22 protein-coding genes and 1 pseudogene are annotated in these 24,781 nt (G+C 60.4%); 15 read left to right on the forward strand and 8 right to left on the reverse strand.

Annotated elements, in window-relative coordinates; all coding sequences use genetic code 11:
* The first annotated feature begins 97 nt into the window (after positions 1 to 97).
* The 4 genes from RR42_RS25215 to RR42_RS25230 all read left to right on the forward strand — a co-directional run bounded on the left by RR42_RS25215 (position 98) and on the right by RR42_RS25230 (position 3,797).
* Positions 98 to 721, forward strand: coding sequence for a 2-hydroxychromene-2-carboxylate isomerase (locus tag RR42_RS25215; RefSeq protein ID WP_043353989.1), 624 nt, complete (start codon positions 98 to 100; stop codon positions 719 to 721).
* Between the two features lie 154 nt (positions 722 to 875).
* Positions 876 to 1,994 (forward strand): Re/Si-specific NAD(P)(+) transhydrogenase subunit alpha, encoded by a 1,119-nt coding sequence (locus RR42_RS25220; RefSeq protein WP_043353990.1) that lies wholly within the window; start codon positions 876 to 878, stop codon positions 1,992 to 1,994.
* Positions 1,995 to 2,004: 10 nt separating this feature from the next.
* The gene (locus RR42_RS25225) at positions 2,005 to 2,328 is read left to right on the forward strand and encodes an NAD(P) transhydrogenase subunit alpha (RefSeq protein ID WP_043354000.1); all 324 of its coding nucleotides are present in this window, start codon (positions 2,005 to 2,007) and stop codon (positions 2,326 to 2,328) included.
* Entirely contained in the window at positions 2,328 to 3,797 is a 1,470-nt protein-coding gene (locus tag RR42_RS25230; RefSeq protein ID WP_043354003.1) for an NAD(P)(+) transhydrogenase (Re/Si-specific) subunit beta, read from the forward strand. The genes RR42_RS25225 and RR42_RS25230 overlap by 1 nt, the downstream gene beginning before the upstream one ends.
* A gap of 351 nt (positions 3,798 to 4,148) precedes the next feature.
* Here the strand turns inward: RR42_RS25230 and RR42_RS25235 are convergent, their stop codons facing one another.
* From RR42_RS25235 to RR42_RS25260, 6 genes and pseudogenes are all read right to left on the reverse strand, one after another.
* A complete protein-coding gene (locus tag RR42_RS25235) occupies positions 4,149 to 4,751 on the reverse strand; it encodes a 2-hydroxychromene-2-carboxylate isomerase (protein WP_043354006.1) in 603 nt (200 codons plus the stop codon).
* Positions 4,752 to 4,800: 49 nt separating this feature from the next.
* Positions 4,801 to 5,808 carry an NAD(P)H-dependent flavin oxidoreductase gene (locus RR42_RS25240; protein WP_043354009.1) on the reverse strand — a complete coding sequence of 336 codons (1,008 nt, stop codon included), beginning with the start codon at positions 5,806 to 5,808 and terminating at the stop codon, positions 4,801 to 4,803.
* A 164-nt stretch (positions 5,809 to 5,972) separates the two neighbouring features.
* Positions 5,973 to 6,629 (reverse strand): flavin reductase family protein, encoded by a 657-nt coding sequence (locus RR42_RS25245; RefSeq protein ID WP_043354010.1) that lies wholly within the window; start codon positions 6,627 to 6,629, stop codon positions 5,973 to 5,975.
* A 27-nt stretch (positions 6,630 to 6,656) separates the two neighbouring features.
* Positions 6,657 to 7,643, reverse strand: coding sequence for a tripartite tricarboxylate transporter substrate binding protein (locus RR42_RS25250; protein ID WP_043354013.1), 987 nt, complete (start codon positions 7,641 to 7,643; stop codon positions 6,657 to 6,659).
* A gap of 106 nt (positions 7,644 to 7,749) precedes the next feature.
* On the reverse strand, positions 7,750 to 9,009 hold the full coding sequence (locus RR42_RS25255; RefSeq protein ID WP_144409946.1) for a serine hydrolase domain-containing protein: 1,260 nt from the start codon (positions 9,007 to 9,009) through the stop codon (positions 7,750 to 7,752).
* A gap of 139 nt (positions 9,010 to 9,148) precedes the next feature.
* Positions 9,149 to 9,456, reverse strand: a pseudogene (locus tag RR42_RS25260) (short-chain dehydrogenase); the annotation flags it as partial.
* Positions 9,457 to 9,878: 422 nt separating this feature from the next.
* On the opposite strand from RR42_RS25260, the gene RR42_RS25265 reads away from it, so the two are divergent.
* Together RR42_RS25265 and RR42_RS25270 are read left to right on the forward strand one after the other, a co-directional pair.
* Entirely contained in the window at positions 9,879 to 10,250 is a 372-nt protein-coding gene (locus RR42_RS25265) for a tautomerase family protein (protein ID WP_043354016.1), read from the forward strand.
* 179 nt (positions 10,251 to 10,429) lie between these two features.
* A complete protein-coding gene (locus RR42_RS25270; RefSeq protein WP_043357876.1) occupies positions 10,430 to 11,770 on the forward strand; it encodes an MFS transporter in 1,341 nt (446 codons plus the stop codon).
* Positions 11,771 to 12,011: 241 nt separating this feature from the next.
* Here RR42_RS25270 and RR42_RS25275 read toward each other — a convergent pair whose 3' ends face one another.
* Positions 12,012 to 12,920, reverse strand: a complete 909-nt coding sequence (locus RR42_RS25275) for a LysR family transcriptional regulator (RefSeq protein ID WP_043354019.1) — start codon at positions 12,918 to 12,920, stop codon at positions 12,012 to 12,014.
* Positions 12,921 to 13,100: 180 nt separating this feature from the next.
* Here RR42_RS25275 and RR42_RS25280 point away from each other — a divergent pair, with 180 nt between their 5' ends.
* From RR42_RS25280 to RR42_RS25300, 5 genes are all read left to right on the forward strand, one after another.
* Positions 13,101 to 14,072, forward strand: a complete 972-nt coding sequence (locus tag RR42_RS25280; protein ID WP_043354021.1) for a hydroxymethylglutaryl-CoA lyase — start codon at positions 13,101 to 13,103, stop codon at positions 14,070 to 14,072.
* The gene (locus tag RR42_RS25285; protein WP_052494957.1) at positions 14,057 to 15,220 is read left to right on the forward strand and encodes a CaiB/BaiF CoA transferase family protein; all 1,164 of its coding nucleotides are present in this window, start codon (positions 14,057 to 14,059) and stop codon (positions 15,218 to 15,220) included. The genes RR42_RS25280 and RR42_RS25285 overlap by 16 nt, the downstream gene beginning before the upstream one ends.
* A gap of 41 nt (positions 15,221 to 15,261) precedes the next feature.
* Complete coding sequence (locus RR42_RS25290) at positions 15,262 to 16,272, forward strand: Bug family tripartite tricarboxylate transporter substrate binding protein (RefSeq protein ID WP_043354023.1); 1,011 nt, start codon at positions 15,262 to 15,264, stop codon at positions 16,270 to 16,272.
* Positions 16,273 to 16,310: 38 nt separating this feature from the next.
* Positions 16,311 to 16,835, forward strand: a complete 525-nt coding sequence (locus RR42_RS25295) for a gamma carbonic anhydrase family protein (RefSeq protein WP_043354024.1) — start codon at positions 16,311 to 16,313, stop codon at positions 16,833 to 16,835.
* Between the two features lie 154 nt (positions 16,836 to 16,989).
* Positions 16,990 to 18,054, forward strand: coding sequence for a porin (locus RR42_RS25300; RefSeq protein WP_043354026.1), 1,065 nt, complete (start codon positions 16,990 to 16,992; stop codon positions 18,052 to 18,054).
* Between the two features lie 732 nt (positions 18,055 to 18,786).
* Here the strand turns inward: RR42_RS25300 and RR42_RS25310 are convergent.
* Positions 18,787 to 19,710, reverse strand: a complete 924-nt coding sequence (locus RR42_RS25310; protein ID WP_043354030.1) for a LysR family transcriptional regulator — start codon at positions 19,708 to 19,710, stop codon at positions 18,787 to 18,789.
* A gap of 153 nt (positions 19,711 to 19,863) precedes the next feature.
* Between RR42_RS25310 and RR42_RS25315 the strand changes: the two genes are divergently transcribed.
* From RR42_RS25315 to RR42_RS25330, 4 genes are all read left to right on the forward strand, one after another.
* A complete protein-coding gene (locus RR42_RS25315; protein WP_043354032.1) occupies positions 19,864 to 21,369 on the forward strand; it encodes a CoA-acylating methylmalonate-semialdehyde dehydrogenase in 1,506 nt (501 codons plus the stop codon).
* A gap of 72 nt (positions 21,370 to 21,441) precedes the next feature.
* The gene (locus tag RR42_RS25320) at positions 21,442 to 22,428 is read left to right on the forward strand and encodes a zinc-binding dehydrogenase (RefSeq protein ID WP_236702189.1); all 987 of its coding nucleotides are present in this window, start codon (positions 21,442 to 21,444) and stop codon (positions 22,426 to 22,428) included.
* Positions 22,429 to 22,470: 42 nt separating this feature from the next.
* Positions 22,471 to 23,352: a 3-hydroxyisobutyrate dehydrogenase gene (gene mmsB, locus RR42_RS25325; protein ID WP_043354033.1), complete on the forward strand. Its 882-nt coding sequence runs from the start codon at positions 22,471 to 22,473 to the stop codon at positions 23,350 to 23,352.
* A gap of 33 nt (positions 23,353 to 23,385) precedes the next feature.
* On the forward strand, positions 23,386 to 24,612 hold the full coding sequence (locus RR42_RS25330; RefSeq protein WP_043354035.1) for an ABC transporter substrate-binding protein: 1,227 nt from the start codon (positions 23,386 to 23,388) through the stop codon (positions 24,610 to 24,612).
* Positions 24,613 to 24,781 lie beyond the last annotated feature (169 nt).

The following is a 24,781-nucleotide window of genomic DNA, read 5'->3' on the forward strand; positions in this document are numbered from 1 at the left end:
AAGGATCGTGCAAGTCCGTCGTCAGATCCGCACAGGTAAACGGGCTTTGCTACGCCTTCCACACAAATTTCATCACGTCTATCTATTAGGAGACACCATGAGCGACGTACGAGCTCAGTTCCACTTTGATTTCGGCAGTCCGAATTCCTACCTTAGCCACAAAGTCATTCCGAGTATTGAGGCACGGCAGGGCGTCAAGTTCGAATATGTTCCGGTGCTTCTTGGGGGGCTGTTCAGGCTGACGGGGAATCGTTCTCCTGCGGAGGCTTTCGCGGGTATCAAGAACAAGCCGGAGTTTGGGCGTCTGGAGATCCAGCGCTTCATCACCAAGCACGGACTCACTGCCTATCGGGACAATCCGTTTTGGCCCGTCAATACATTGCAGATCATGCGTGGGGCCGTGGCTGCCCAGAAGAACGGCACCTTCATGCCCTACGTAAATTCCGTGTTCGCAAACATGTGGGAACAAGGCTTGAAGATGGATGATCCCGCCGTCATCTCGGCGGCCCTGGATGTCGCCGGTCTGGACGGGGAAGGCTTCGAGGCACGCATTGCGGATCCCGAAGTCAAGCAGATCTTGCTGGCGAATACCCAGAATTCATTCGAACGCGGTGCGTTTGGCTCGCCGACATTCTTTGTCGGCGACGAGATGTTCTTTGGGAAGGATCAGTTGCGGGAAGTGGAGGACGAGATTGAGAACGCGAAAGCACGCCTAAGGTAAGCGAACCGTTGCCCACGGCGCCTCAAGACGCCGGGGCGGCGCGCACGCTCGGTGAGCGACAACCATGGCCCTCAAGAAGGGCAGCAAAATCTAGAATGGAAGGCTGGCCCCGCCGGGTACCACGCCAGGAAAAAATACATCATGAGGAGACGAGATGCAAATCGGTATCCCGCGGGAGACGCGGGCCGGCGAGACCCGTGTTGCCGCCACCCCCGAGACCGTCAAGAAGTACGTCGCGCAAGCTCACGAAGTCATTGTCCAGGCGGGCGCCGGAGTCAGGGCAAGCCAGCCGGACTCGGCCTATGAGGCCGCGGGCGCCCGCATCGGCACCGCCGCGCAGGCACTCGGTGCCGACCTGGTGCTGAAGGTGCGCGCGCCGGACGAGGCCGAACTCGGCCAGATGAAGCCCGGCGCCACGCTGGTCGGCATGCTCAATCCCTTCGACACCGAAAACAACGCGCGTATGGCCGCGGCCGGCATCGTCGCCTTCGCACTCGAGGCCGCACCGCGCACCACGCGCGCGCAGAGCATGGACGTACTGTCGTCGCAGGCCAACATCGCGGGCTACAAGGCAGTGCTCGAAGCCGCCCACCACTACCAGCGCTTCATGCCGATGCTGATGACCGCGGCCGGCACAGTGAAGGCCGCGCGCGTGCTGATTCTCGGCGCCGGCGTTGCCGGCCTGCAGGCGATCGCCACGGCCAAGCGCTTGGGGGCGGTGATCGAGGCCTCCGACGTGCGCCCAGCGGTCAAGGAGCAGATCGAGTCGCTCGGCGCCAGGTTCCTCGACGTGCCTTTCGAGACCGAGGAGGAGCGCGAAATCGCGCAGGGCGTGGGCGGCTATGCCCGCCCGATGCCGGCCGGCTGGATGCGCCGCCAGGCGGAGCTGGTGCACCAGCGTGCCAGCCAGGCCGACATCGTGATCACCACTGCGCTGATTCCGGGCCGCAAGGCGCCGGTGTTGCTGAAGGAAGAGACCGTGATGGCCATGAAACCCGGCTCGGTGGTGGTCGACCTGGCCGCCGCGCAAGGCGGCAATTGCCCGCTGACGGTGGCCGACCAGGTGGTCGAGCGGCATGGCGTGGTGCTGGTTGGCCATACCAACCTGGCCAGCATGGTCGCGGCAGACGCTTCGGCGCTGTACGCGCGCAATGTGCTGGACTTCCTCAAGCTGATTCTCGACAAGGAAGGAAAGCTCGTGATTGACCGACAGGACGACATCGTCGCCGCCTGCCTGATGACCGGGCAGGAAGAAGCGGCGCTGGCCGGCTAAGGAGACACAAATGGAAATGACTAATCACACGGTGATCAACCTGATCATCTTTGTGCTGGCGATCTATGTGGGCTACCACGTGGTGTGGACGGTCACGCCTGCGCTGCACACGCCGCTGATGGCGGTGACCAACGCGATCTCGGCCATCATCATCGTCGGCGCCATGCTGGCTGCCGGCCTGACCGAAGGCGGCGTGGGCCGCGCGATGGGCACGCTTGCTGTGGCGCTGGCCGCAGTCAACGTGTTCGGCGGCTTCCTGGTGACGCAGCGCATGTTGGAGATGTTCAAGAAGAAGGAGCCCAAGGCTAAGGCGGCTAGCAAGGAGGGTGTGTGATGGATGTCGTCAGCATGAATCTTGTGACCTTGCTCTACCTCCTGGCATCGATCTGCTTCATCCAGGCGCTCAAGGGACTCTCGCACCCAGCGTCGGCCCGCAAGGGCAATGCCTTCGGCATGCTCGGCATGGCGGTGGCCGCAATTACCACGGTGGCGCTGATCGTCAAGCTCAAGAACGAGTTCCTCACGGCCGGCACGGCGCAGTCCTCGGTCGCATCGGGCCTGGCGCTGATCTTCGGCGCGCTGGTGGTGGGCGGCGGCATCGGCGCCTACGTAGCGAAGAAGGTCGAGATGACCAAGATGCCTGAGCTGGTCGCGGCGATGCACTCGCTGATCGGTCTCGCGGCGGTGTTCATCGCGGTGGCGGCAGTGGCCGAGCCGTCGGCCTTCGGCATCGCGCCCGCGGGCTCGCATGCGATCCCGTTGGGCAACCGCGTGGAGCTGTTCATCGGCTGCTTCGTCGGTGCCATCACGTTCTCGGGCTCGGTGATCGCCTTCGGCAAGCTCGCAGGTCGCTACAAATTCCGCCTGTTCCAGGGCGCGCCGGTGGTCTTCGCCGGCCAGCACATGCTGAACCTGGCGCTGGCCGTGGCGATGGTCGGCTTTGGCGTGGCGTTCTTCCTCACGCAGGACTGGCAGCCGTTCCTGCTGATGCTGGCGATCGCCTTCGTGCTCGGTGTCCTGATCATCATCCCGATCGGCGGCGCGGACATGCCGGTGGTGGTGTCGATGCTGAACTCTTACTCGGGCTGGGCGGCGGCCGGCATCGGCTTCTCGCTGAACAACCCGATGCTGATCATCGCCGGCTCGCTGGTGGGTTCCAGCGGTGCGATTCTGTCGTACATCATGTGCAAGGCCATGAACCGCTCGTTCTTCAACGTGATCCTTGGCGGCTTCGGCGGTGCGGCGACGGCCGCGGTCAGCGGCAGCGCCGAGCAGCGCAACGTCAAGTCGGGTTCGGCCGATGACGCGTCTTTCCTGATGAGCAATGCCGAGACAGTGGTCATCGTGCCGGGCTATGGGCTGGCAGTGGCGCGCGCCCAGCATGCGCTCAAGGAACTGACCGAGAAGCTGACGGAGCAGGGCGTGACGGTAAAGTATGCGATCCACCCGGTGGCAGGCCGCATGCCGGGTCATATGAACGTGCTGCTGGCCGAGGCCGAGGTGCCCTACGACCAGGTCTTCGAGATGGAAGACATCAACAGCGAGTTCGGCCAGGCCGACGTGGTGCTGGTGCTGGGCGCCAACGACGTGGTCAACCCGGCGGCCAAGACCGACCCGAACTCGCCGATCGCCGGCATGCCGATCCTGGAGGCGTACAAGGCCAAGACCATCATCGTGAACAAGCGCTCGATGGCGGCCGGCTATGCTGGCCTGGATAACGAGCTGTTCTACATGGACAAGACCATGATGGTGTTCGGCGACGCCAAGAAGGTGGTCGAGGACATGGTCAAGGCCGTGGGATAGCCGCATGTGGTGACGGCCGACAAACCGGCCTCAGCCCGCCCAGGTGGCTGCCTGCCTTCGATTGCGCCGCCATGCCGTCAAGGCTTTGACGAACGTCGCAGCGGATGCGGAAATGGGGGCGCAGCCCATCTGGTCTACATAGCAAAAAGAATCGTTATCTGAGGCAATGCAAATAGCAGGAATTGCCGGCGCTGGAACGATGGGAAATGGTATCGCACAAGCTGGCCAAATCGGCGCGGTGTTTAGGAGACAGCAATAAATTCGCGCTGTGGTGATACACGGCCGCGAAGAAGCATTCGCGAGCGGAAAATGCAGGGTCAGAACCAGGCCGCCGGAGACGGCCGGATCCATTCACAGAGGCTTGCCTTGCAGTGCGTGACAGACCCATTCGAGGCGGTCTTGGCCGAAGAACATATGCTCGCCGACGAAGATGGTCGGGGCGCCGAACACGCCACGCTTGACGGCCTCTTCCGTCGTCGAGCGCAACTGCGACTTCACCTCGGCATCGTTGGCGAGCGCCAGGATCGCCTCGATGTCGAACCCCGCGTCGACCAGCGTTTTGGCGACAACCTGGGGCTCGTTGAGGTTCAGCGCATCGACCCACAACGCATGGAGGACGCTGCGCAGATAGTCCTGGAACCGTTCGGGCATTCTCATCTGTACGCCAGTGGCGGCTCGCATTAGCGTGAGCGAAATGACGGGAAAGTGCGGGTTGCTCTGATAGGGAACGCCGTAGAGCCTTGCGTGCCGGGCGGAATCGATGTTGGTGTATGCGCCCTTGGCCGGGATTGTCGCGGGCGAGGCATTGCCAGTAGCCTGGAATACCCCGCCGAGCAAGATGGGCTTGTAGACAAGTGTGCCACCAGTTTCTTCGCAGATCGTCGGCAATTGCGTCCATGCGAGGTACGATGCCGGGCTGCCGACGTCGAAATAGAACTCCGCGGTCCTGGACATGAGTTTTCTCCTGAGTCTGATGGATTTCCGATGTGTACGTCGAGCTTCGTCAGGGGGCAACGCTGTCCTCGGGCATCTGTTCGGACCCGAGAATTCGGCAGAGGCGCTGCCCGATCAGGTGGCTGGCGTCGGCCATGATGCGATCGATGAGCTCGCGTACGCTCGGAATGTCGTCGATGAGGCCGGCGACCATCCCGCAGCTCCAGGCCCCTGCATCCATCTCACCGTCGACCATCACTTTCGGATAGACGCCTGCGACCTGCTCAAGGATGTCGGAGATCTGGATCTGCTCACCCTTGTCGCGCTCGATATCCAGGATCTTCTGGACGCCCGCGTTCTTCAGCACACGCTCCGTGTTGCGCAACGGGCGCATCACGAGTCGTGTGTCGAGCTCGGTGGCCGCGACGATGGCGCGCTTCACGTTCTGGTGAACCGGCGCTTCCTTGGTCGCCACGAATCGTGTGCCCATGTTGATGCCATCGGCGCCAAGGGCGAGGGCGGCCACCAGGCTGCGGGCGTCCGCCATGCCGCCGGAGGCCACAAACGGGATCGAGAGCTCGTCGGCGGCCCGGGGCAGCAGGATCATGTTCGGGACATCATCCTCGCCGGGATGGCCGCCGCACTCGAAGCCGTCCACGCTCACCGCATCACACCCGATCCTCTCAGCCTTCAGAGCATGCCGGACTGACGTACACTTGTGGATCACCTTGATGCCGGCCGCCTTCATCGCCGGCATGTACTCCTCAGGGCTGCGCCCTGCTGTTTCGACGATGCGCACGCCTCCCTCGACGATTGCCTGGATGTACTCTGCATAGGGCGGGGCGGAAAAAGTCGGCAGGAAAGTGAGGTTGACGCCGAAAGGCTGGTCCGTCATGTCGCGACATCTGGCGATCTCCTTCTCCAGCAGTTCTGGCGTGCGCTGCGTCAGCGCGGTGATGACGCCCAGCCCGCCGGCATTCGAGACGGCGGCCGCCAGGTCGGCCAGTCCAACGAAGTGCATGCCGCCTTGCACGATGGGGTGTCGAATGCCGAACAGCTCAGTGATTCGTGTCTTCATGGGATTGAGTCGTAGTGGTTGTGGGTCGGGTCCGTCTCAGACGCGTTTCATGCGGGGCCTGAGATCGAGTTCGTAAGTCCAGGCATCACGCGGCTGCGTGTGCAGGTACCAGTCCGGCATGGGGGTGTTGCATCTCCTTGGCATGTGCCGTCTTTCGGATGTCGCTATCCCTTGCCGTGCGACGACGGGCTGCTGGCGCCCGCGAGCCGCGCGATCTGAAAGACATTGTCTGGCGAGACCTGGACATAGTCATTCAGTCCGCCGGACCGCATGATCGGATAGGCGTCGGCTGTCTGATAAACGCCGTCTTTCAGGAGTGTCTTGTCGATGTACACGGCCACCACTTCGCCCAACACGAGCCAGCCACTTACCTTTTCGCCTTCGGCGTTTCGGAATTGCACGATGTCGATCACCTTGCATTCCATGGCCGCGCGGCTTTCGCCCACTCGCGGGACGTTGACCTTGCGACCCGCCACGGCCGTGAGGCCGGCGAACTGGAACTCGTCCTCGCCGCGCGGAAGTGGTGATGAGGTCTGGTTCATCTGGTCACCCAGTTCGCGGGTGACCAGGTTCCAGGTGAACTCGCGTGTTTCCGATGCGTTTTGAACGCTATCCTTCCAGGAGATCGAAGAAAATCCGATGATCGGCGGGTCGTAGTTGAACGCGTTGAAGAAACTGTAGGGCGCGAGATTGACCCGCCCCTGCGCGTCGCGTGACGAGATCCAGCCGATGGGCCGCGGGGCGACCAGTGCATTGAGCGGGTTGTGGCTCAGCCCGTGGCCCTTGGCGGGCTCGTAGTAGTGAAAGTCTCGAACGGTCATCGTATGGGCCTTTCCGGTGCGGTGGCGTTATTGCGCCACCAGATTAAGGGTCTTCGCGATGTTGATGAACTTTTCGTTCTCTACACGCAAGAAGGCCGCTGCCTGCTGCGGCGTCATTGAGTCCAGCTTGCGAAAGCCCTGCACGGTCGCGAGCGCGAGGAATTCCGGGCTGTCGTTCCACTCCTGGAAGGCCTTGCTAAGGCGCGCGACGATAGCATCGGCGGTGCGCGCGGGCGCGAACAAGCCCGTCCAGATGCCGAATTCGAAGTTCTTGAATCGAGCGTGCTCGCTCAACGTCGCGACGTCCGGAATGAGCGGATGTCGCTTGGCGCTCGCGAAGGCGACGGCCTTGATCCGCCCGGTCTGAATCATTCCCAGGATCGGCCCCGCTAGAGGAACAAACGCGAGGTCCACCTCGCCACCGGCGACGGCCGTGGCCATGGGAGCGATGCCTTTGTACGGCACCTCCAGCAACTTGACACCGACTCGCTTCTGGAATTCAGCGGCCGCGAGATGAGCGAGCGTGCCCTGGCCCCAGTGGGCAATGGAAAGCTCCTTCGCGCCACGCTTTTGCATCTGTTCGAGGAGCGCGTTGAGATTGTTGAAAGGGCGGTCGGGATGACTGACGAGGACCATGTCCGAGATCCCGAACGAACCGATGAGCTTGAAGCTGTCGAAGGTGTACTTGGCCGACGCGACCGTTAGGGGCGCCACCAGTAAATCCGGGCCGGCCGTCGCGAGCAGCGTGTATCCATCGGGCGACGCCTTCAACACATTCATCGCCGCGATGGAGCCGTTCGCACCGGGCATGTTGTCGATCACGAGAGTCTGCCCAAGGGCGCGCTCCAGCACGGGTGCGGATGGACGCACTGAAGCGTCAACCCCGAACCCGGGCGGGTAAGCGACCTTGATCAGGATGGATTTGTTCGGATAGGGCTGCGCCGTCGCGGCGGCGGCGCTGCAAAGCGCGACCATGACAGCGGCATCAAAGAGTCTGCGAGTCAGTGTTTTCATGTTTGTCTCCGTGCGCCGGTCAAACCGGCAAAGTGTTGTGAATGAACAAGCCATGTCATAGACCCTGCGCCCTCGATCCTGAAGGGCGGTCACTGCCCTTCAGGCATCAGATCAGCGAGGCGTAAACGCTCTTTTCAAAACCGTAGAACACGTCCACGGTTCTCGGATCCACGGACGGCAGCGACTGCATCATGGCCAGGCCTGCGATGTTCAGGGTGGGGTCGATCCAGAAGTACGTATTGGCCAGTCCCGCCCATGCCAGGCTGCCGGCGCTGCGGCCCGTGGGCGTCGCGCTCTCGTTGATCATGAAGCCCAGGCCCCAGGTCTTGGGCACGCCGGGGAAGAATTCCATGTCGCGCGAGAAAAAAGGAAGCTGCGTCGGCAGCTTGCTCACGCGAAGAGCGCCCATGGCATTGCGCGACATCAGGGCCACCGTCTCCGGCTTGAGGACCTGGTTGTCATTGCCCCGCCCCGCATTGAGGATCATGCGCATGAACTTCAGGTAGTCGTTGGCGGTGGAGTACAGGCCTGCGCCGCCCGACTCGAACTCGGGATCCTGCACTGTTCCGAGATCGATCACGGATAACTCGCCGTCGTCTCCGCGCGAGTGCATGCCGGCCAGTCGAGTACGCATGGCCGTGCTGATCTTGAACGCCGTGCTGTCCATGCCCAGCGGTCCTGTGATATTGCGCTGGAAGTAGTCGCTCAGGCGCATGCCGCTGGCGGCTTCGACCAGCTGGCCCACCCAATCGATGCCGATGCCATATTCCCAGCGCGTGCCGGGGTCGAAGCACAGAGGCACCCGCAGCGCCGCTTTCTGCCCCGTCAGGACGTCTGGGACGTTCTGCGTGCGGTAGAAGCGCTCCAGGTCCGCGTTCCAGATCTCGTAGGTGAAGCCGGACGTGTGGGTGAGCAGATGCCGCAGGGTGAGCTGGCCCTTGGCATCTCGCAGCTGGGGTGCGCCATTCGTGTCCCAACCCTCCAGAACCTTGAGAGCGCCCAGCTCGGGGATCACCGCGGCCGCTGGTCCGTCCAGGCTCAACTTGCCCTGCTCGACCAGCTGCATGGCTGCGGCGCTGGTGATCGGCTTGGTCATGGAGGCGATGCGCATCACCGTGTCCAGGTCCATCGCCGCGGAGGCGCCCAGCGTGCGCGCTCCCTGCGCCGCGGTGTAGAGGGTCTCATCGCGAGTGATCACCGCGGCGGCTACGCCGGCTGTGTCGCCGGATGCGACGGCACGGATCAGCACGGGATCGGCGTTGGCTTTCAGTGCGGCGCTGTCATCCGATGACGAGCGGCAACCGGCGACCGGCAAGGCCGCCGGCGCGACGGCGGCCTTGAGAAATGTGCTGCGACTTTGTGCCAAGGTTTGTCTCCGTACGCCGGTCAAAGCCGGCAAATTGTTGTGAAAGAAGGAGTGATACGTTGAAGGCTTAGCCAGAGACGCGGTCCCGAGTCATGCGTGCATATTCGTGACGGCGTGGGCGAAGCGCTGAGAGGGGTACGCGCGGGCCATGCTTTGCGCCGGCGAATGCGGCGAGACCTTCGCGTCCGCGCAAGCTGGCCGTTGCGCCCGTAAAGATCATGGTGCCGGGCTCCCGTGGCAGCATTGGCGGTCCTCCTTGCGCACGTCGGAACCGAAGCCGTTCGCCTCGCCGCGTTCGATCCTGATCTCGTCAAACTGGGGCTTGAGCTTGCCGACGGTGCGGCGGGTAACGCACGCGATGTAGCCTTCCTTGGCAAAGCGCCTGGCGATGGCGCCGCCGGTAGCGTCGCCGGCTCCAATCACCAGAATGGCTTTCTTTTCTGCCATGTGAATTGCTCCATGGATGAGTAAGAAGACGCGCGTCCACACCTCAGGTGCGTTTAACAATACGATCGTTTAGTAAACGAAGCGTATGTTATCGTCAGTTCCCTGTCAACGAGGGTTTCCTCCATCCATTCTTGAGCGTGACTCGCGGCGCTAGCCGGTCGGTGCTTTCCCCGACCCCGGGGACCAGGGTAAGGCAGTGCTCGCTGGAAGAACGTTCGCACGAAAGGCCAAACGCGTGGGCGCTGTTTGGTGCACGTCGCACTGGCGGGCACCGGCCCACCGATAACGAGCTTGGCCTGGAGCGGTGGCACGACGCGATGTCATGGCACTTCCAAGCAAGTGGTGGCATCCCGATGCAATCGCCCGCGGCGACGTTCCGAGAGACTGAAGCCTCAACAACCCTATCTTCACGGAGACACAACATGCCCGTCATTGTTTGCGAATGCAAGGTCGGAATCGAAGCTGGCGTCAAGGCCAAGCTCGCCAGCGAGTTCACGAGCGCGATCAGGGAGATCATCCTCTCGCCGCTCGACTTGATTAGCGTCGTATTCCATGAATCCACGCCCGAGAATACCTACCGTTCGGGAGAGCCCACTTCCGAAACGCTGATCTTCTGCCACATACGTGATGGGCGCAGCGACGGCGCCGTGCTATCGCTGGCCAAAAAGGTGAGCGCGATCTGGAGCGCGTGCACTGGGGCAACGGAGGACGAAGTCGAGGTTCTCGTCACACTGTATCCCGCCAAGTACGTCGTTCGCGGCGGTGAACGCCTGCCCGAAGCCCCTCGCGTGTGAGGGTGGGGCAGCCTGCACGGACCAAGGGGAGCGACCTTGTCTATGCACTGGCGGTCGTTGGCTGTGAGGTCTCGGCCCAGAATGTGTGACTGCGCCGCATGCCGAACCTCAAACTGAAGATAAAAGGAGACAAGTCAATGAAGTCAATCCGCCCTGAGCTGGCAACAGCACCTTCAAGCGTGCACCGGATCGATGTTCAAAAACTGGCCGATGAGGCCGAGTTCAACAGCTTTCACTGGTCCGTGCTGATCTGGTGTTTCGTGATCCTGGTGCTCGACGGCTACGACCTGGCGGTCGCCGGCACCGCGCTTGCGTCAATCATGAAGGCGATGAATGTGGATGCCGCGACCGCGGGCTTCATGGCCAGTTCGGCGCTGTTCGGCATGATGTTCGGAGCGATCGCGCTCGGCGCGCTGGCCGACAAGATCGGTCGCCGCTGGGCGATCGCGATCTGCGTGTTCCTGTTCAGCGCTTTCACCGCGGCCGCCGGGTTCACCAACGACCCGATCACCTTCAGCGTGATGCGCTTGCTCGCCGGGCTCGGCATCGGCGGCGCGATCCCGAATGCAGCCGCGCAGATGACCGAATACTCGCCAAAGAAGGTGCGCAGCGTGATGGTCACGCTGATGTGCTGCGGCTACGCGGTCGGCAGCATCCTCGCCGCACTGCTCGGCAAGCAGTTCATCGAGACCTATGGCTGGCAATCTGTGTTCATCGCCGCGGGCGCCGCGGCGGTGCTGATCCCGTTCATCCTGAAGTACATGCCTGAGTCGCTGCCGTTCCTGATGAAGCAGCACGACGACACGCATCTGCGCGAAGTGGTCCGGAAAATCCGGCCGGACATGCGGCTCGAGCCGCACGAAGAGTTCCTCGTTCCGGCCGAGGACAAGGCCGAAGGTCCGACCGTAGGCAGGCTGTTCCTGGACGGCCGCGGCTTCAGTTCGGTGATGTTCTGGGTCGCCTACATGACCTGCCTGTTCATGCTCTATGCGCTCAGTTCGTGGCTGGTCAAGCTGATGGGCATGGCCGGCTACAGTCTCGGTTCGGCGCTGAACTTCCTGCTCGCCTACAACGCCGGTGCAGTCGTCGGCGCCGTCGGTGGCGGATGGCTCGCCGACAAGCTGAACATCAAGTGGGTGACGACCGCTTTCTTCGCGGTCGCGGCGGTCTCGCTGACGCTGCTCGGCTACGGCGCGCAGCCGCTGTTCCTCATCGTTGCCGTCGTCGGCGCGTCGACGCTGGGCACGCAGATCCTGCTGTACGCGTATGCCGGGCAGTTCTACCCGACGTCGATCCGTTCGACGGGACTCGGCTTTGCCTCGGGGGTCGGGCGTATCGGCGCGATCGCGGCGCCGATCGTGATCGGGCTGCTGGTCTCGATGAAGCTGCCGCTGGTGCAGAACTTCCTCGCGATTGCAATGGCCGCGGTGATCGGCGGTGTCGCGGTTGCGCTGATCAAGCACAAGTCGTCGGCCTCTTCGCACAGCCACGACGCGAGCATGGTCGGGCAGCGGACTTGATGCGCGTTGCGAGCGTACGAGTCGGCATGGTAGTAGCGCAGGATTTTCGCTTCGAGTCCGGCTCCAATGGTCATGGGTCGCATCCTGTCGCAGGAGTTTCAAGGAAGACCCGACGGCGCAACGGCCCGAGGCGTACAACGCCTGAACAGACGCAGTGGCAGAAGTGGCAATGCTCAGGAACCGGTGCGGCGGGGTGGCTGCTGCTCTCTCTCTCTCTCTCTCTCTCTCTCTCTCTCTCTCTCTACTGCTCCGCCTGGCTTTTTTCTGACAAGTGGGCGACGAGAAGGCGCGCCGCGGGCGACAGAGCCTCAAAGTTGCGGAAGCAAAGTGAAAAGCTTCGCCGCGCCCACGCATCGTCAAGGGGAATCACTTTGGCTCCGAAGGCTCCAGCTATGGGCAGTACCGTTTCGGCCGGAATGATGCAGACCCCGAGGTTTGCCTGGACGCATCGAAGAGCGCCGTCGAACGTGGAGACCACTGCTCTATAGAGCATCCTTGCGCCAAGAATGGCCGCCTGCCTGCCTAGTAATGCCTGAATGGCGGATTGCGCGGGCATGCCTATATGGTCGAACGCGAGCGTTTGTGCAAACGTGCATCGATCCGCGTTTGCGAGGGGGTGTTCGACAGGGACAACTGCCGCCAGATGATCGCTGCGATAGGGTCTTGTCTGAAACCCCTCCAGGCCCGCCGCGTTCCAGCATATGCCCAAGGGAACGGTGCCTTCCCGCAGAGCCTGAGCAATGTCATTGCTCAATCCCTCATCGACCGTCACAGCAATGTCTCGATGCTCCGGGATCCGTAAAAACGATGCTATGTCCTGCGGCAGCGACTCCGCCATCGATGACACCGTAGCGATTAAACGTACGTGACCTCGTATGCCGCTTCCGAAGTCCGCCAGGTCGCGAGCGGCGCGGTCCGCTGCAGCAATCATGGCACGCGCATGGGCTAGCAGCGCCTCGCCCGCAGCCGTCGGAATGACGCCGCGCCGGCCCCGCTCGAACAGCTTCGCTCCAACCAGATCCTCTAGCTGAGTGAGGCGCTTGCTGACACCGGAAGCAACCACGTGCGATTGTTCCGCCGCACGAGCGATGTTCTGGTTTTCGCACGTGGCGACAAATAGGCGCAGCGATGTTAGGTCAAAGTCTCTCATAGGCCATATCGGAAGAGCTGCATAGAGAGCAACCTAGGCATTCCCCCAAGTGTTGGCTGAGCTTCAGTGGTGGGTCAGCCGTTCCAGTTCGTCACGATAGCCTACACGAATGATCGCTGTTCGTCGTGTCGTTAACGTCATAAATTGATGGCCAACAACCCAATCTCATCTAAATCACACATGGCAGCTACGTTCCCACACCGCGCTGTGATCCGCGAAGTCGGCTTACGCGATGGACTTCAGAGCATCCAGACAATTCTGCCGACCGAACGGAAAAAGGAATGGATCCGCGCGGCCTACGACGCAGGACTCAGGGAGTTGGAAGTCGGCTCCTTTGTGCCAGCCCGCCTTTTGCCACAACTCGCCGACACGGCGGAGATCGTAGCGTTCGCCCGCACTTTCCCAGGCCTCTTTGTTTCTGTTCTTGTACCAAACCTGCGCGGCGCAGAAGACGCCATCGCCAGCGGTGCGGACTTGATGATCGTGCCTTTGTCTGCAAGCCACGCTCACAGCCTTGCGAACCTGAGAAAGACCCCCGACGAGGTGGTAGCGGACGTCGGGCGCATTCGCGCTGCACGAGATGCCGCTGGTTCGAAGACGGTTATCGAAGGCGGAGTAGGGACCGCTTTCGGCTGCACCATCCAGGGCGAAGTGAAGATCGCAGAAGTCCTTCGATTGATGCAAGCGTTGTTTGATGCTGGTGCGGACCGCGTCTGTCTCGCCGATACGGTTGGTTATGCCGATCCCCTGATGGTCCTGGACCTCTTTGAGCGAGCGCGCGCTGTCGCTGGCGACAAGCTCTGGTGTGGTCACTTTCACGACACTCGCGGCTTAGGCCTCGCCAATGTGTTTGCTGCACTTCAGACAGGCGTTACGCGCTTCGACGCCTGTCTGACCGGTATTGGCGGCTGCCCGCACGCACCGGGTGCAAGCGGCAATGTGGCCAGCGAGGACTTGGCCTACATGCTGGAGAGCATGGGCATTCAGACGGGAGTCGACATCCCTGCACTGCTGACCTTGCGCGAAAAGCTTGCCGCATGGCTGGCAGGCGAAATCATGCATGGAACCTTGTGGAAAGCCGGGCTTCCGAGAACTTTTGAGCCTACCCAAGTCACCGCAGCAGCCAGAGAGGCAACATGGAATACGAAGTGAAGCAGTCGGACGAACAGGGGCTCCCGCTGGCCGGCATCCGGGTGCTCGAGTTTTCACACATGGTCATGGGCCCAACATGCGGGATGATTCTCGCCGATCTTGGCGCCGAAGTCATCAAGATCGAGCCGCCTGGTGGAGACAAGACGCGGCACATGCTTGGCGTCGGTATTGGTTTCTTCCGGACATTCAATCGCAACAAGAAGAGTGTTGTACTGGATATCCAGACCGAAGAGGGGCGTGCCGCCGCCGCCGAGCTCGCGGAGCAGTGCGACGTCATGATCGAGAATTTCCGCCCCGGCCTGATGCAGAAATTTGACCTCGACTACAAGACCCTTGCCGAGAAGAATCCTCGGCTCATCTACGTGACCCACAAGGGCTTCTTGCCGGGACCCTATGAACATCGGCTGGCGCTGGATGAAGTCGTCCAGATGATGGCTGGCCTTTCCTACATGACGGGTCCGGTCGGTCAGCCGCTGCGTGCTGGCACGTCCGTGAATGACATCATGGGTGGGATGTTCGGTGCGATTGGCGTGCTTGCGGCGTTGCGCGAGCGCGACCATACGGGGCGCGGACAGGAGATCCAGAGTGCGCTGTTTGAAAATTGCGTGTTTCTGTCGGCACAGCACATGCAGCAGTATGCAATGACTGGCGAAGCGCCACCCCCGATGCCTGCCAGGGCACAGGCTTGGAGCATATACGACATCTTTGCGCTCGCCGAAGGAGAGCAGCTCTTCATTGGCGCGGTGAGCGACAAGCAATTCGTCGCACTGTGCAACGTGCTGGGGCATCCTGAACTGATCGGCCGGCCGGAGTATGCGGACAACACGCTGCGCGTGGCAGCGCGACCGACGATGCTCCAAGAACTTGGCCAGATTTTGAGTCAGATGTCCGTCGCTGAGCTGGCGCCGAAACTGGAAGCCGCCGGTGTCCCATACGCTCCCATTGTCCGCCCTGATCAACTGATCGAGGATCCGCACCTGAAGGCGAGCGGCGGCCTTGTCCCGATGCAAGTGGAGGACGGGTCCACGGCGCCGGTCGTCTTGTTGCCGCTGACCATGAATGGTCGACGCCCCGGGGTGCGCAGGCCTCTCCCGAGTGCCGGTGAGCATAACGCCGAGATCCTGTCGCGACTACGTTCGACTGTCTAGCAGGGTAAAGAACCCATACATCAATAAAAAGGAGACAACTGATGCTTTTTCATTCGACGCAGTGGCCGTCGCTCAGCCGCCGCAAATTGCTCTGTGTCGTTGCCACGTCATCCTTTGCGGCGGTGATGGCAGGCATGCCTAGCCTTCCCGCCCTTGCGCAGACCGGCAAGCCAGTGCGACTCATCTTGCCATTGAGCGCTGGATCTGGAACCGACACCATCGCAAGAGCTGCTGGTCCCGCGCTCAGCAAAGCCATGGGGCAGCCGGTCGTGATCGAGAACTTGCCGGGTGCTGGCGGAGTAACAGGAACCGCACAAGTTGCCAAGGCCTCTCCTGACGGTTCCACGCTGGGTCTTGTGTCAAACAACCACGTCATTAATCCAAGTGTCTACAAGTCGATGCCCTTCGATGCGTTGAAGGACATCACGCCGATCAGCATCATTGGTGCCGTGCCCTTTGTCCTGGTTGTGAATCCGAAGGTGCCTGCGAAGAACATGAAAGAGCTCGTGGCTCTCATGAAGGCCAAGCCCGACGGATTCAATATGGGTTCGTCTGGAAATGGAACAATTCTCCACCTTGCGGGAGAAATGTTCCTGTTCGAGGCGGGCGTCAAGGCGCGTCACATTCCTTACAAGGGAACCGGCCCAATGGTGACCGACATTCTCGGCGGCCAGGTCGAGATGGGCGTAGTTGCACTCAACGCGGTGCAGCCATTTCTCAAGGCAGGCAGTCTTCGCGCGATTGGCTTGCTGAGCGATAAGCGATCCGCCGCTGCGCCCGAAATTCCCACGCTCGCAGAACAAGGACTTCGCAACTTCAACGTTGAAGGCTGGATTGCAGTCATCGGTCCCGCAGGAATGAAGCCGCCCGAAGTCAAGCGAGTCCATGACGCCTTCGCAGCAGCATTCACGAGCCCCGAAGTCCTGAAGGCCATGGAGGAGCAAGCAACCAGCGTGAATCCGAGCACCCCGGAAGCTGCGATCAAGTACTTCAAGTCCGAAGCCGAACGCTATGCCGCGCTTGTCAGGAAAGCCAACGTCACCATCGAATAGCACTGTCGTTGGTCTCATTACTAGAACAGGAAATTAGCATGTCCCTATATCAGCTCGGCGAACATTCACCTTTCGTTTCCGACTCGGCGTTCGTCGCAACGGAGGCCACTGTCATTGGCCGCGCGGAACTCGCAGAACACGTCACCATCTGGCCGGGCGCCGTCATTCGGGCTGACAACGAACCCATCAAAGTCGGGCAGGGAAGCAACATTCAGGAAGGCGCCGTTCTGCACACCGATCCCGGCATCCCTCTTACCATCGGCGCGAACGTCAGCGTTGGTCATCAGGCCATGCTACACGGATGCACTGTGGGGAGCGGGTCTCTGATAGGCATCCAGGCAGTGATTCTGAACAAGGCGGTGATTGGCGAAGACTCGCTGGTCGCGGCCGGTGCGCTCGTGACGGAAGGTAAGCGCTTCCCTGCGCGGTCGCTCATTCTGGGCTCACCGGCGAAAGCGGTTCGGGAGCTTTCCGACAGCGAAGTCGCGAACCTGCACGCCAATGCTGCCGACTACGTCAAGCGCGGCGCTACCTACAAGACTTCGCTGAAGAAGATGGTATAGGTCGAGCCAGCTTCTTCTGGCGCCTTTACACGCTTCCGGTTCGTATCTTCCGAACCGGAATGGCCGCGCCTTGGGGTCACGGTCCAGAGTCCAGGTTCGTTTGCTTTGAAACAAGATACGGGCACGTGTGAGCGTACCCAAAACAGGAGGGGGCATGAGAAAGAAGTTGCCGTTTGTCGCTTTGCTTGCAGCAGTCGCGCCAGCCGCATGGGCGCAGTCTTCCGTTACGCTGTACGGCGTCGCCGATGCGGGCTTGGAGTACCTTACGCACGCCAACGCTGCTGGCAACAGCCTCGCGCGTGTGACGTCCGGCACCATGTCCGGGTCGCGTTGGGGCTTGCGCGGTTCCGAGGATCTTGGCGGTGGGCTGCGTGCCGTATTTGCGCTTGAAAGCGGATTTGAACTCGATACCGGCGTCTCTTCACAAGGCGGCCGGCTCTTCGGGCGGCAAGCCTTCGTTGGCTTTGAAAACCAATGGGGCCGCCTGACACTCGGCCGGCAGCAGAATGCGTTCTACGATCTGCTGATTAACTATGATCCGATGATGCTCGGCGGCAAATACTCCGCGCAGCTCGTGGAGCCGAACTTCGTTGGCCGATACGACAATTCGGTGAAGTTTGCTGGAAAGTCTGGTCCCATATCCGCCGTTGCTGTGTATAGCGCAGCGCGTGGCACGTCCCTGGCTGGGGGCGGCTTCGCGAGCGAAGTGCCAGGGGATCCCCAGAGCGATCGCGCGTTCAGCGCAGGCGTGGAGTACGCCACTGGCCCGTTTGGCGTGACTGCCATCTTCGAGCAGCAAGACGGCACAGCAGGCGTTGTCGGGCAAAACTCCGGCCAGCGCGATCGGCGGTTTGCCACCGCCGCCAACCTGGCTATTGGAAGCTCCAATGTCTACGTCGGATACCGCTGGCTGAACGGTGGTATTGCCGCCCCCAAACGTAACGACGTGTACTGGCTGGGCTATCGCTACCAGTTGCTCCCCGCGCTCGCGCTGACTGCCGCAGGCTACTACTTTAACGACAAGGATACGGCGCGCGATCCTTGGGCAACCGTTGTCTCCGCCAACTACGTTTTTTCGAAGCGTACTGATGCGTTCCTGACGGTCGGCTACGTGAAGAACAAAGCGGGTTCGAACCTGGGCCTGAATGGCTTTGGCAGTGCAATCGGTCAGGGACAAAACCAGACCGGCGTATCCATGAGCATCCGCCACAAGTTCTAGTCCAAACCGGGCCGGCGCCTACTCCGAGCCTGCGAGCCGACTTACCGGCTGTGCGGGCGGCCTTCATGCTGCCCTGGAGCAATGGCGAGACCGAGGGGCACGTCAACCGGCTCAAGTTCCTCAAGCGCCAGATGTATGGCCGCGCGAATATCGAGCTTCTACGGCTGCGGGTATTGAAGCCAAGTTAAACCCGCCTGCTTTGTCCTGCCGGACCGGATAGTCTGGTCGCCATCGCAGGCGGGTGAGTTTGTACGGCCAGGACGAAGCTGGCGGCCTCGCCCACGTTTGTCAACAGGCAGAAGAGTGGTGGTGGGGCGGGAAAGACGGCGGCGAGGTCCTCCACGCGAGTTCGCCGTCGTCACACAAATTGCGGAAGACCCGCGATTGCTTCACTTCACGAGCTCGAAACGATTGGGTACTGGCGGCTCAACGGGATTGGCAACTTAAATCAGTTGCCTCGCACAGCGAGCGCAAAACGCCACCGGGACCTCGTTTCGCATTGAAAAGCTACATTGGCATGAGTGATGCGAGCAAAAAGCGATGGTCGCTTGAATGATGAGCGCGGGTCGCACGAATGACGATCTTCAACAAAAGCTGATGATGCCCGCCGAGCGCCCGAGTGTGCGGGCCATGGCCAGCACACTCGAACGGCTCTGGCTCATGCTCGCGATCGTCATGCGCTCCTCAGGCTGAAGTTGTTGGCTCACGCTCAGAAAGTCGGGCGAATCACGACTATGGCACCCATGTTATTGTCGCCGTTCGACCTAGCAAAAAGTCCCGATTCACTTCTGCGACTTCGCGAATGTAGTCCCAGAGTGCCTTGACCCGCGCTACCTCTCTTCGCTCAGGCGGAGCAACCAGCCAGAACGTTCTGGTGACGTCTACCTTGTCCGAGAGAATTGGCACCAATCCCTCAGTCACGCTGCCCAGAAAGCAGGGAAGGACGGCGATGCCTAACCCGGTTTTCACTGCCTGAGCTTGAGCAATGACGCTTGTACTACGCAGGAATGGCTTGCTGGAGGGCAACCACTTCTGCAGTGAGAATTGTTGCGGCGAAAAGATCAGATCATCAACGTAGTCAATCCATCTATGGCTTTGAAGATCTTCCACCTCTCGGATTGGAGGATGTTCCGCCAAGTAAGCGGGCGTTGCATATGGCAGCAAGCGGTAGTCGGAAAGCTTGCAGGTCACAAAGCTGTTTGCACTCGGCCGGTCAATGGCCACTGAAGCGTCCGCTTCCCGCTTTGAGAGATTCAGGGAACGAGGCATTGGGAGAACATCAACCGCAATGGCCGGATGTCGAGCGCAAAACTGGCCAACATGCGGTGCGAGGAAGAATGTTCCGAAGGCCTCCGTGGCGCCCAAACGGATCTCACCGGTTAACGCCAGGCTGTCGCTGAACACGCTTGTCTCGACAGCGGACAACGTGCTTTCCAGCTTCTCGACATGCTCTAAGAGCCGATGACCAGCGCTTGTCAGGCTAAGGCCCAGAGAGCTACGTTCGAACAACTTCGATCCGGTATCGCGTTCCAGGCGCTGGATTCGTCGCGATATCGTCGACTGGCTCAACTTGAGCGTGTGCGACGCCTCCGAGGCCGACTGTGAGCGGGCCGCTGCTAAGAAAATTCTGAGATTATCCCAATCAAAGTGATTCATAGCTATCTTTAGTATGCATTTTTGGATACCTATCTTCCAATTTATCTTATACCAAATGCAGAAACGCTGAAATAAGATGCCTCCTACCGAGGGCCCGGGTGTCACTGGAGCCCGAGACCGACAGTCCATAGAAACCACGGAGGCACGTTTCCCATGTCCAGCCTGATCGAGCACTTCATCGCCGGCACGACCTATTCCGAACCTCGTACGCGTACCGGCGCCGTACACAATCCGTCCACGGGCGAAGAGATCGCCCGGTGCGCTTATGGCTCTTTCGCGACCGTAGACCACGCGGTGATGGTGGCCAAGGAGGCCGGGCGGCGCTGGGGGCGTGCCTCGCATGCTGCGCGCCAGGCAGTAATCTACAAACTGCGTGAGCTGATGATCGCCAATCTGGATACGTTGGCAGAGGCAATCGGGCGCGAGCACGGCAAAACGATCCCGGACGCGAAGGGCGAACTGGGTCGGGCGATTGAGGGCATTGAGTTCGCTTGCAACGCCCCCCATGTGGCCAAGGGGGAATATGCGAACAACGTCGGCGGCGATATTGAGGTCTTCTCGATGCGTCGACCAATCGGTGTCGTTGGTTGCATTACCCCGTTCAACTTCCCGATTATGGTTCCTGCCGTGATGATGACGATGGCGGTCGCTGTCGGAAATGCCATCGTATGGAAGCCTTCCGAAAAGGTACCCAGCGCGGCGCTCGAATTTGCCCGCCTGTGGAAAGAGGCCGGCCTGCCGGACGGCGTGTTTAACGTCGTGCAGGGCGACAAGGAAGTGGTGGACGCGATTCTCGAGCACCCGGGAATCGCCGGTGTGAGCTTCGTGGGCTCCACCACTGTCGGGGAGTACATCTACCAGAAGGGTACCTCACACAACAAGCGGGTCGCGGCCTTCACAGGTGGAAAGAATCATATGGTCGTGCTGCCCGACGCCGACCTGGAAGCTGCAGCAAGTGCCTTTGTTTCTGCCGGTTTTGGGTCGTCGAGCCAGCGGTGCATGGCGGTCTCGCTTCTCCTTCCCGTGGGCCATGAAACGGCTGAACGCCTGCGGGATCTCATCATTCCGAAGATCCAGGCGCTGAAGGTCGGACCCTACAACGATGCCAGCGCGGACTTCGGCGCGGTTGTGTCCAGGGAATCGAGGACGTCTGTCGAACGCGCCATTTCCCGCTGTATCGAGGAAGGTGGCGAGCTGGTGATTGACGGACGAGAGATCGAGATTCCCGGCCATCCCAATGGCTTCTACCTGGGCCCGACCTTGTTTGATCGCGTCACAACCGACATGCACCTTTATAAAGAGGAAGTGTTTGGCCCCGTGCGAGGAATCATGCGGCCAACAAGCTTCGAGGAGGCAATCGAAATCACTAACATGCATGAGTATGGCAATGGCTCGGTGATCTTCACCCGCGACGGAAAGTCGGCACATCGCTTCATGATGGAGGTCGAGTCCGGCATGATCGGTGTGAATGTTCCCGTTCCGCTGCCGTCCGCCTACTTCAATTTTGGTGGTTTGCGCCGCTCCAAGTTTGGCGAAGGACACCTCTACGGCCCGGATGCCGCCCGCTTCTACACGAAGATCAAAACGGTCTCGCAACGCTGGCCCGAGCCTGACGACCGCGCACTGCCTATCTCTCTCGCATTCAATCCCAGCGCGTAAATCCCATACGCGGCGGCCGTCAGGCCGCCCAGGCCATGGAAACATCGGATCTACATAGAGGAATGGAGACGAATGATGAAAGCAGTTGTTATTGTGAATGGAGCAGGACAAGAGCGTCCGACGCTCGAGTACCGAACCGTTGAAGATCCAGTACCCGAGGCCAACGAACTCCTGGTGTCAGTGCGTGCCGCCGGGATCAATCGCATCGACCTGCATCGTTCCACTGCGCACGGTGGGCCCGCAGCTGGCAAGCCCTTGATCGCCGGGCTCGAGATGTCCGGTGACGTCATTGCGGTCGGCGCCGCCGTCAGCGAATTCAAAATCGGCGACAAGGTAATGGGGATGACGACGGGCGCTTATGCTGAGCTCGCCACGATCGATCACCGTGTCGCACTGCGTCTGCCGCCAACGTTCACTTACGACCAGGCGACCGCGGTAGCAACCGTGTATCCCACCGCGCATAACGCACTTGTCACGAATGGTCAATTCTCGTCCGGCAAGACTGTCTTGATCCAAGGTGTCGCTTCTGCGGTAGGGATTGCCGCGCTGCAAATTGCGAAGGCAATGGGGGCAAAGCGGGTGATCGGCACGGGACGACCCAATGCCAAAGCAGACCGTCTGGCGGAACTGGGCTTGGATCGGTTCTTGATCAACGGACAGCACGATATCCCGACAGAAGTGCTCAAGGTCACCGATGGGCGCGGTGTAGATGTTGTGGTCGACATGGTCGGCGGTCCTGTCATTTCGGACAACCTCGAATGCGTCGCCCTTGGGGGGCGAATTGTGAACGTTGGCTGGGTTGGCGGCACGAAAGGCGAGATTGACCTTGACACGCTGGCCAAGAAGCGGATCAGCCTTGTCGGCGTCTCCTTCAGAACGCGAACCATCGAGCAAAAGACCGCGCTGTTTGCGGAGTTCGCGCGCGACGTCTACCCCTTTTTCGTCTCCGGGGCGTTAGTGCCAGTCATCGCGGCCACCTACCCATTGTCTGAAGCACTGACCGCGCAAGACGCCATGGCAGAGGACAAACACTTTGGGAAGATCTTGCTTCATCCCTAATACCGCCCAACGCGAATAGAAAATAAACGATCAGGAGACGCTATGAAAATCGGCTTTATCGGTCTTGGCCACATGGGTCTGCCCATGGCTTCCAACCTGCTGCGAAGCGGGAATGCCGTACACGTATTTGACACTTCATCCCAGGCCATCGGCCTTGCCGTTGAGCGCGGGGCCATCGCCACCGGATCGATTGCCGACCTTGCGGCAGCCGTGGACGTCGTCATCACCATGCTCCCCAATCCGGCCATTGTACGCAGTGTCGTTGCCGGGCCGGACGGTGTGCTCGCACATGCCAAGGACGGCACGCTGATCATCGAGTGCAGCACAAGTGACCCTCAAACGGCTCGTGACCTGGAGTCGATGGCTCAATCGTCCGGCAAAGCGATGATTGATGCTCCGGTTTCCGGAGGTGTGCCGGGCGCTGAAGCAGGAACGCTGACGTTCATGGTCGGTGGCACGGAAGAGGCTTTCGTTGCAGCCCGGCCAATCCTAATGGCAATGGGCAAGAATATCGTCAACTGCGGGCCTGCAGGAAGCGGGCAAGCGGCCAAAATTTGCAACAACCTCCTGCTTGGCGTATCCACGATCGCCGTGTCCGAGTCGATGTGCCTCGGCGTGAGCCTCGGCTTGGCTCCTGACGTGCTGGCCGCAATTATCAATACGTCCTCAGGCCGTTGCTGGGTATCCGAAGTCTACAACCCATACCCCGGCGTGGTGAAGAGTGCGCCTGCATCGAACGACTTCTCCGGAGGCTTTGCCTGCGATCTGATGATCAAGGATCTCTCTCTTGCTCTTGATGCAGCGAGTGGCACGAGGCAACCGCTGCCCATGACAGCGTTGTCCAAGCAACTCTTCCAGTTGCTGAGTCTGAAGGGTGAAGGATCGAAGGACATCACTGCGATTGTGCAGATGTTCAAGATGTAGAAGAGACAGAACTAAAGAAAATAAGGAGACAGGATGAAACGCTACATCAAGTTTGGCGCTGCGGCGATCAGCGTCGCGCTGAGTGTCAATACGGCGCATTCACAGCAGTCGAAGGTGTCGGACGACGTCATCAAGATCGGTGTGTTGACGGATCTGTCTGGCACCTACTCCGAGTTCTCCGGGCCTGGAGCAGTGACAGCCATCAAGATGGCAGTCGAAGATTTCGGTGGGAAAGTCTTAGGCAAGCCGATCGAAGTCGTGGTTGCCGATCACCTCAACAAGCCAGATGCGGCGTCAACCAAAGCGCGGGAATGGTTCGACACGCAGAAGGTAGACGTGGTAGCGGATCTGACGAACTCTGCTGTAGCCATTGCGGTAAGCAAGCTCGCATACGAAAAGAATCGCATCGCGATTGTGACCGCCGCGATGACCGAGAAGCTGACCAACGAGGAATGCACACCGAACACAGTCCACTACGTTGCAGATACATACGCGTTTGCCAACGGAACTGCGAAGGCGATGCTCGAGCAAAATGGCGACACCTGGTTCATTCTGGCAGCTGACTACGCTTTTGGCACCCTCATGCTGGACCGACTCGCTGGCACCGTAAAGGGCGGAGGAGGAAAAGTCGTCGGTTCCGCAAAGCACCCGCTCGGTGCGTCGGATTTCTCTTCATTCATATTGCAAGCACAGGCTTCGAAGGCAAAAGTTATCGGCCTGGCCAACGCAGGTGTTGACACTGTCAACGCCATGAAGTCCGCCCAGGAGTTTGGCGTAACCAGAAGTGGAAAGCAAAGCCTCGTCGGGCTTGCAACCACCATTACCGACGTTCACGGGATGGGGTTGAATATTGCGCAAGGCCTCCTGCTGACGACGCCGTTCTATTGGGACATGAACGACGAGACGAGAAAATGGTCGAAGCGTTATTTTGACAAGATGAATAAAATGCCGAATATGGTTCATGCCGGCGACTACTCATCGATCATGCACTATCTCAAAGCGGTTCAGGCCGCAGGTACCGATAATGCAAAGGACGTCATGGCCAAGATGCGCGAGCTTCCCATTAACGATTTCTTCGCGAAAAATGGAAAGATTCGCGAAGACGGACGAATGGTGCATGACATGTATCTGATGCAGGTGAAAAGTCCTGCGGAGTCAAAGTACCCGTGGGACTACTACAAATTCAAGAAGACGCTGCCCGCGAGTACCGTGACTATTCCGGTTGAACAGAGCAAGTGCCCCTTGCTCAAGAAAGGCTAGACCTATAGCCGGACGCCTATTCTCAAGCGCGAGCGAAGCGTGGTTCCGCACGATTTTTGTTTTCGATCAGGCTGGCACGCGTTGGAGCCAAGTTCCTCCAGCGCTTGAGATTCCAGGACAGATATCACTCCCTGCTCCCAACGCGTCGGAATTGGCCCTACCGCCAACC

The organism is Cupriavidus basilensis, from assembly GCF_000832305.1.
GTDB lineage: Bacteria > Pseudomonadota > Gammaproteobacteria > Burkholderiales > Burkholderiaceae > Cupriavidus > Cupriavidus basilensis_F.

Coding starts and splice junctions, on each gene's coding strand:
- RR42_RS25330 (WP_043354035.1), top strand. CDS start 23,386: ATGAAACGCTACATCAAGTTTGGCGCTGCGGCGATCAGCGTCGCGCTG.
- RR42_RS25310 (WP_043354030.1), bottom strand. CDS start 19,710: ATGAATCACTTTGATTGGGATAATCTCAGAATTTTCTTAGCAGCGGCC.
- RR42_RS25320 (WP_236702189.1), top strand. CDS start 21,442: ATGATGAAAGCAGTTGTTATTGTGAATGGAGCAGGACAAGAGCGTCCG.
- RR42_RS25235 (WP_043354006.1), bottom strand. CDS start 4,751: ATGTCCAGGACCGCGGAGTTCTATTTCGACGTCGGCAGCCCGGCATCG.
- RR42_RS25220 (WP_043353990.1), top strand. CDS start 876: ATGCAAATCGGTATCCCGCGGGAGACGCGGGCCGGCGAGACCCGTGTT.
- RR42_RS25315 (WP_043354032.1), top strand. CDS start 19,864: ATGTCCAGCCTGATCGAGCACTTCATCGCCGGCACGACCTATTCCGAA.
- RR42_RS25250 (WP_043354013.1), bottom strand. CDS start 7,643: ATGAAAACACTGACTCGCAGACTCTTTGATGCCGCTGTCATGGTCGCG.
- RR42_RS25215 (WP_043353989.1), top strand. CDS start 98: ATGAGCGACGTACGAGCTCAGTTCCACTTTGATTTCGGCAGTCCGAAT.
- RR42_RS25300 (WP_043354026.1), top strand. CDS start 16,990: ATGAGAAAGAAGTTGCCGTTTGTCGCTTTGCTTGCAGCAGTCGCGCCA.
- RR42_RS25275 (WP_043354019.1), bottom strand. CDS start 12,920: ATGAGAGACTTTGACCTAACATCGCTGCGCCTATTTGTCGCCACGTGC.
- RR42_RS25280 (WP_043354021.1), top strand. CDS start 13,101: ATGGCAGCTACGTTCCCACACCGCGCTGTGATCCGCGAAGTCGGCTTA.
- RR42_RS25295 (WP_043354024.1), top strand. CDS start 16,311: ATGTCCCTATATCAGCTCGGCGAACATTCACCTTTCGTTTCCGACTCG.
- RR42_RS25265 (WP_043354016.1), top strand. CDS start 9,879: ATGCCCGTCATTGTTTGCGAATGCAAGGTCGGAATCGAAGCTGGCGTC.
- RR42_RS25290 (WP_043354023.1), top strand. CDS start 15,262: ATGCTTTTTCATTCGACGCAGTGGCCGTCGCTCAGCCGCCGCAAATTG.
- RR42_RS25225 (WP_043354000.1), top strand. CDS start 2,005: ATGGAAATGACTAATCACACGGTGATCAACCTGATCATCTTTGTGCTG.
- RR42_RS25245 (WP_043354010.1), bottom strand. CDS start 6,629: ATGACCGTTCGAGACTTTCACTACTACGAGCCCGCCAAGGGCCACGGG.
- RR42_RS25285 (WP_052494957.1), top strand. CDS start 14,057: ATGGAATACGAAGTGAAGCAGTCGGACGAACAGGGGCTCCCGCTGGCC.
- RR42_RS25240 (WP_043354009.1), bottom strand. CDS start 5,808: ATGAAGACACGAATCACTGAGCTGTTCGGCATTCGACACCCCATCGTG.
- RR42_RS25230 (WP_043354003.1), top strand. CDS start 2,328: ATGGATGTCGTCAGCATGAATCTTGTGACCTTGCTCTACCTCCTGGCA.
- mmsB (WP_043354033.1), top strand. CDS start 22,471: ATGAAAATCGGCTTTATCGGTCTTGGCCACATGGGTCTGCCCATGGCT.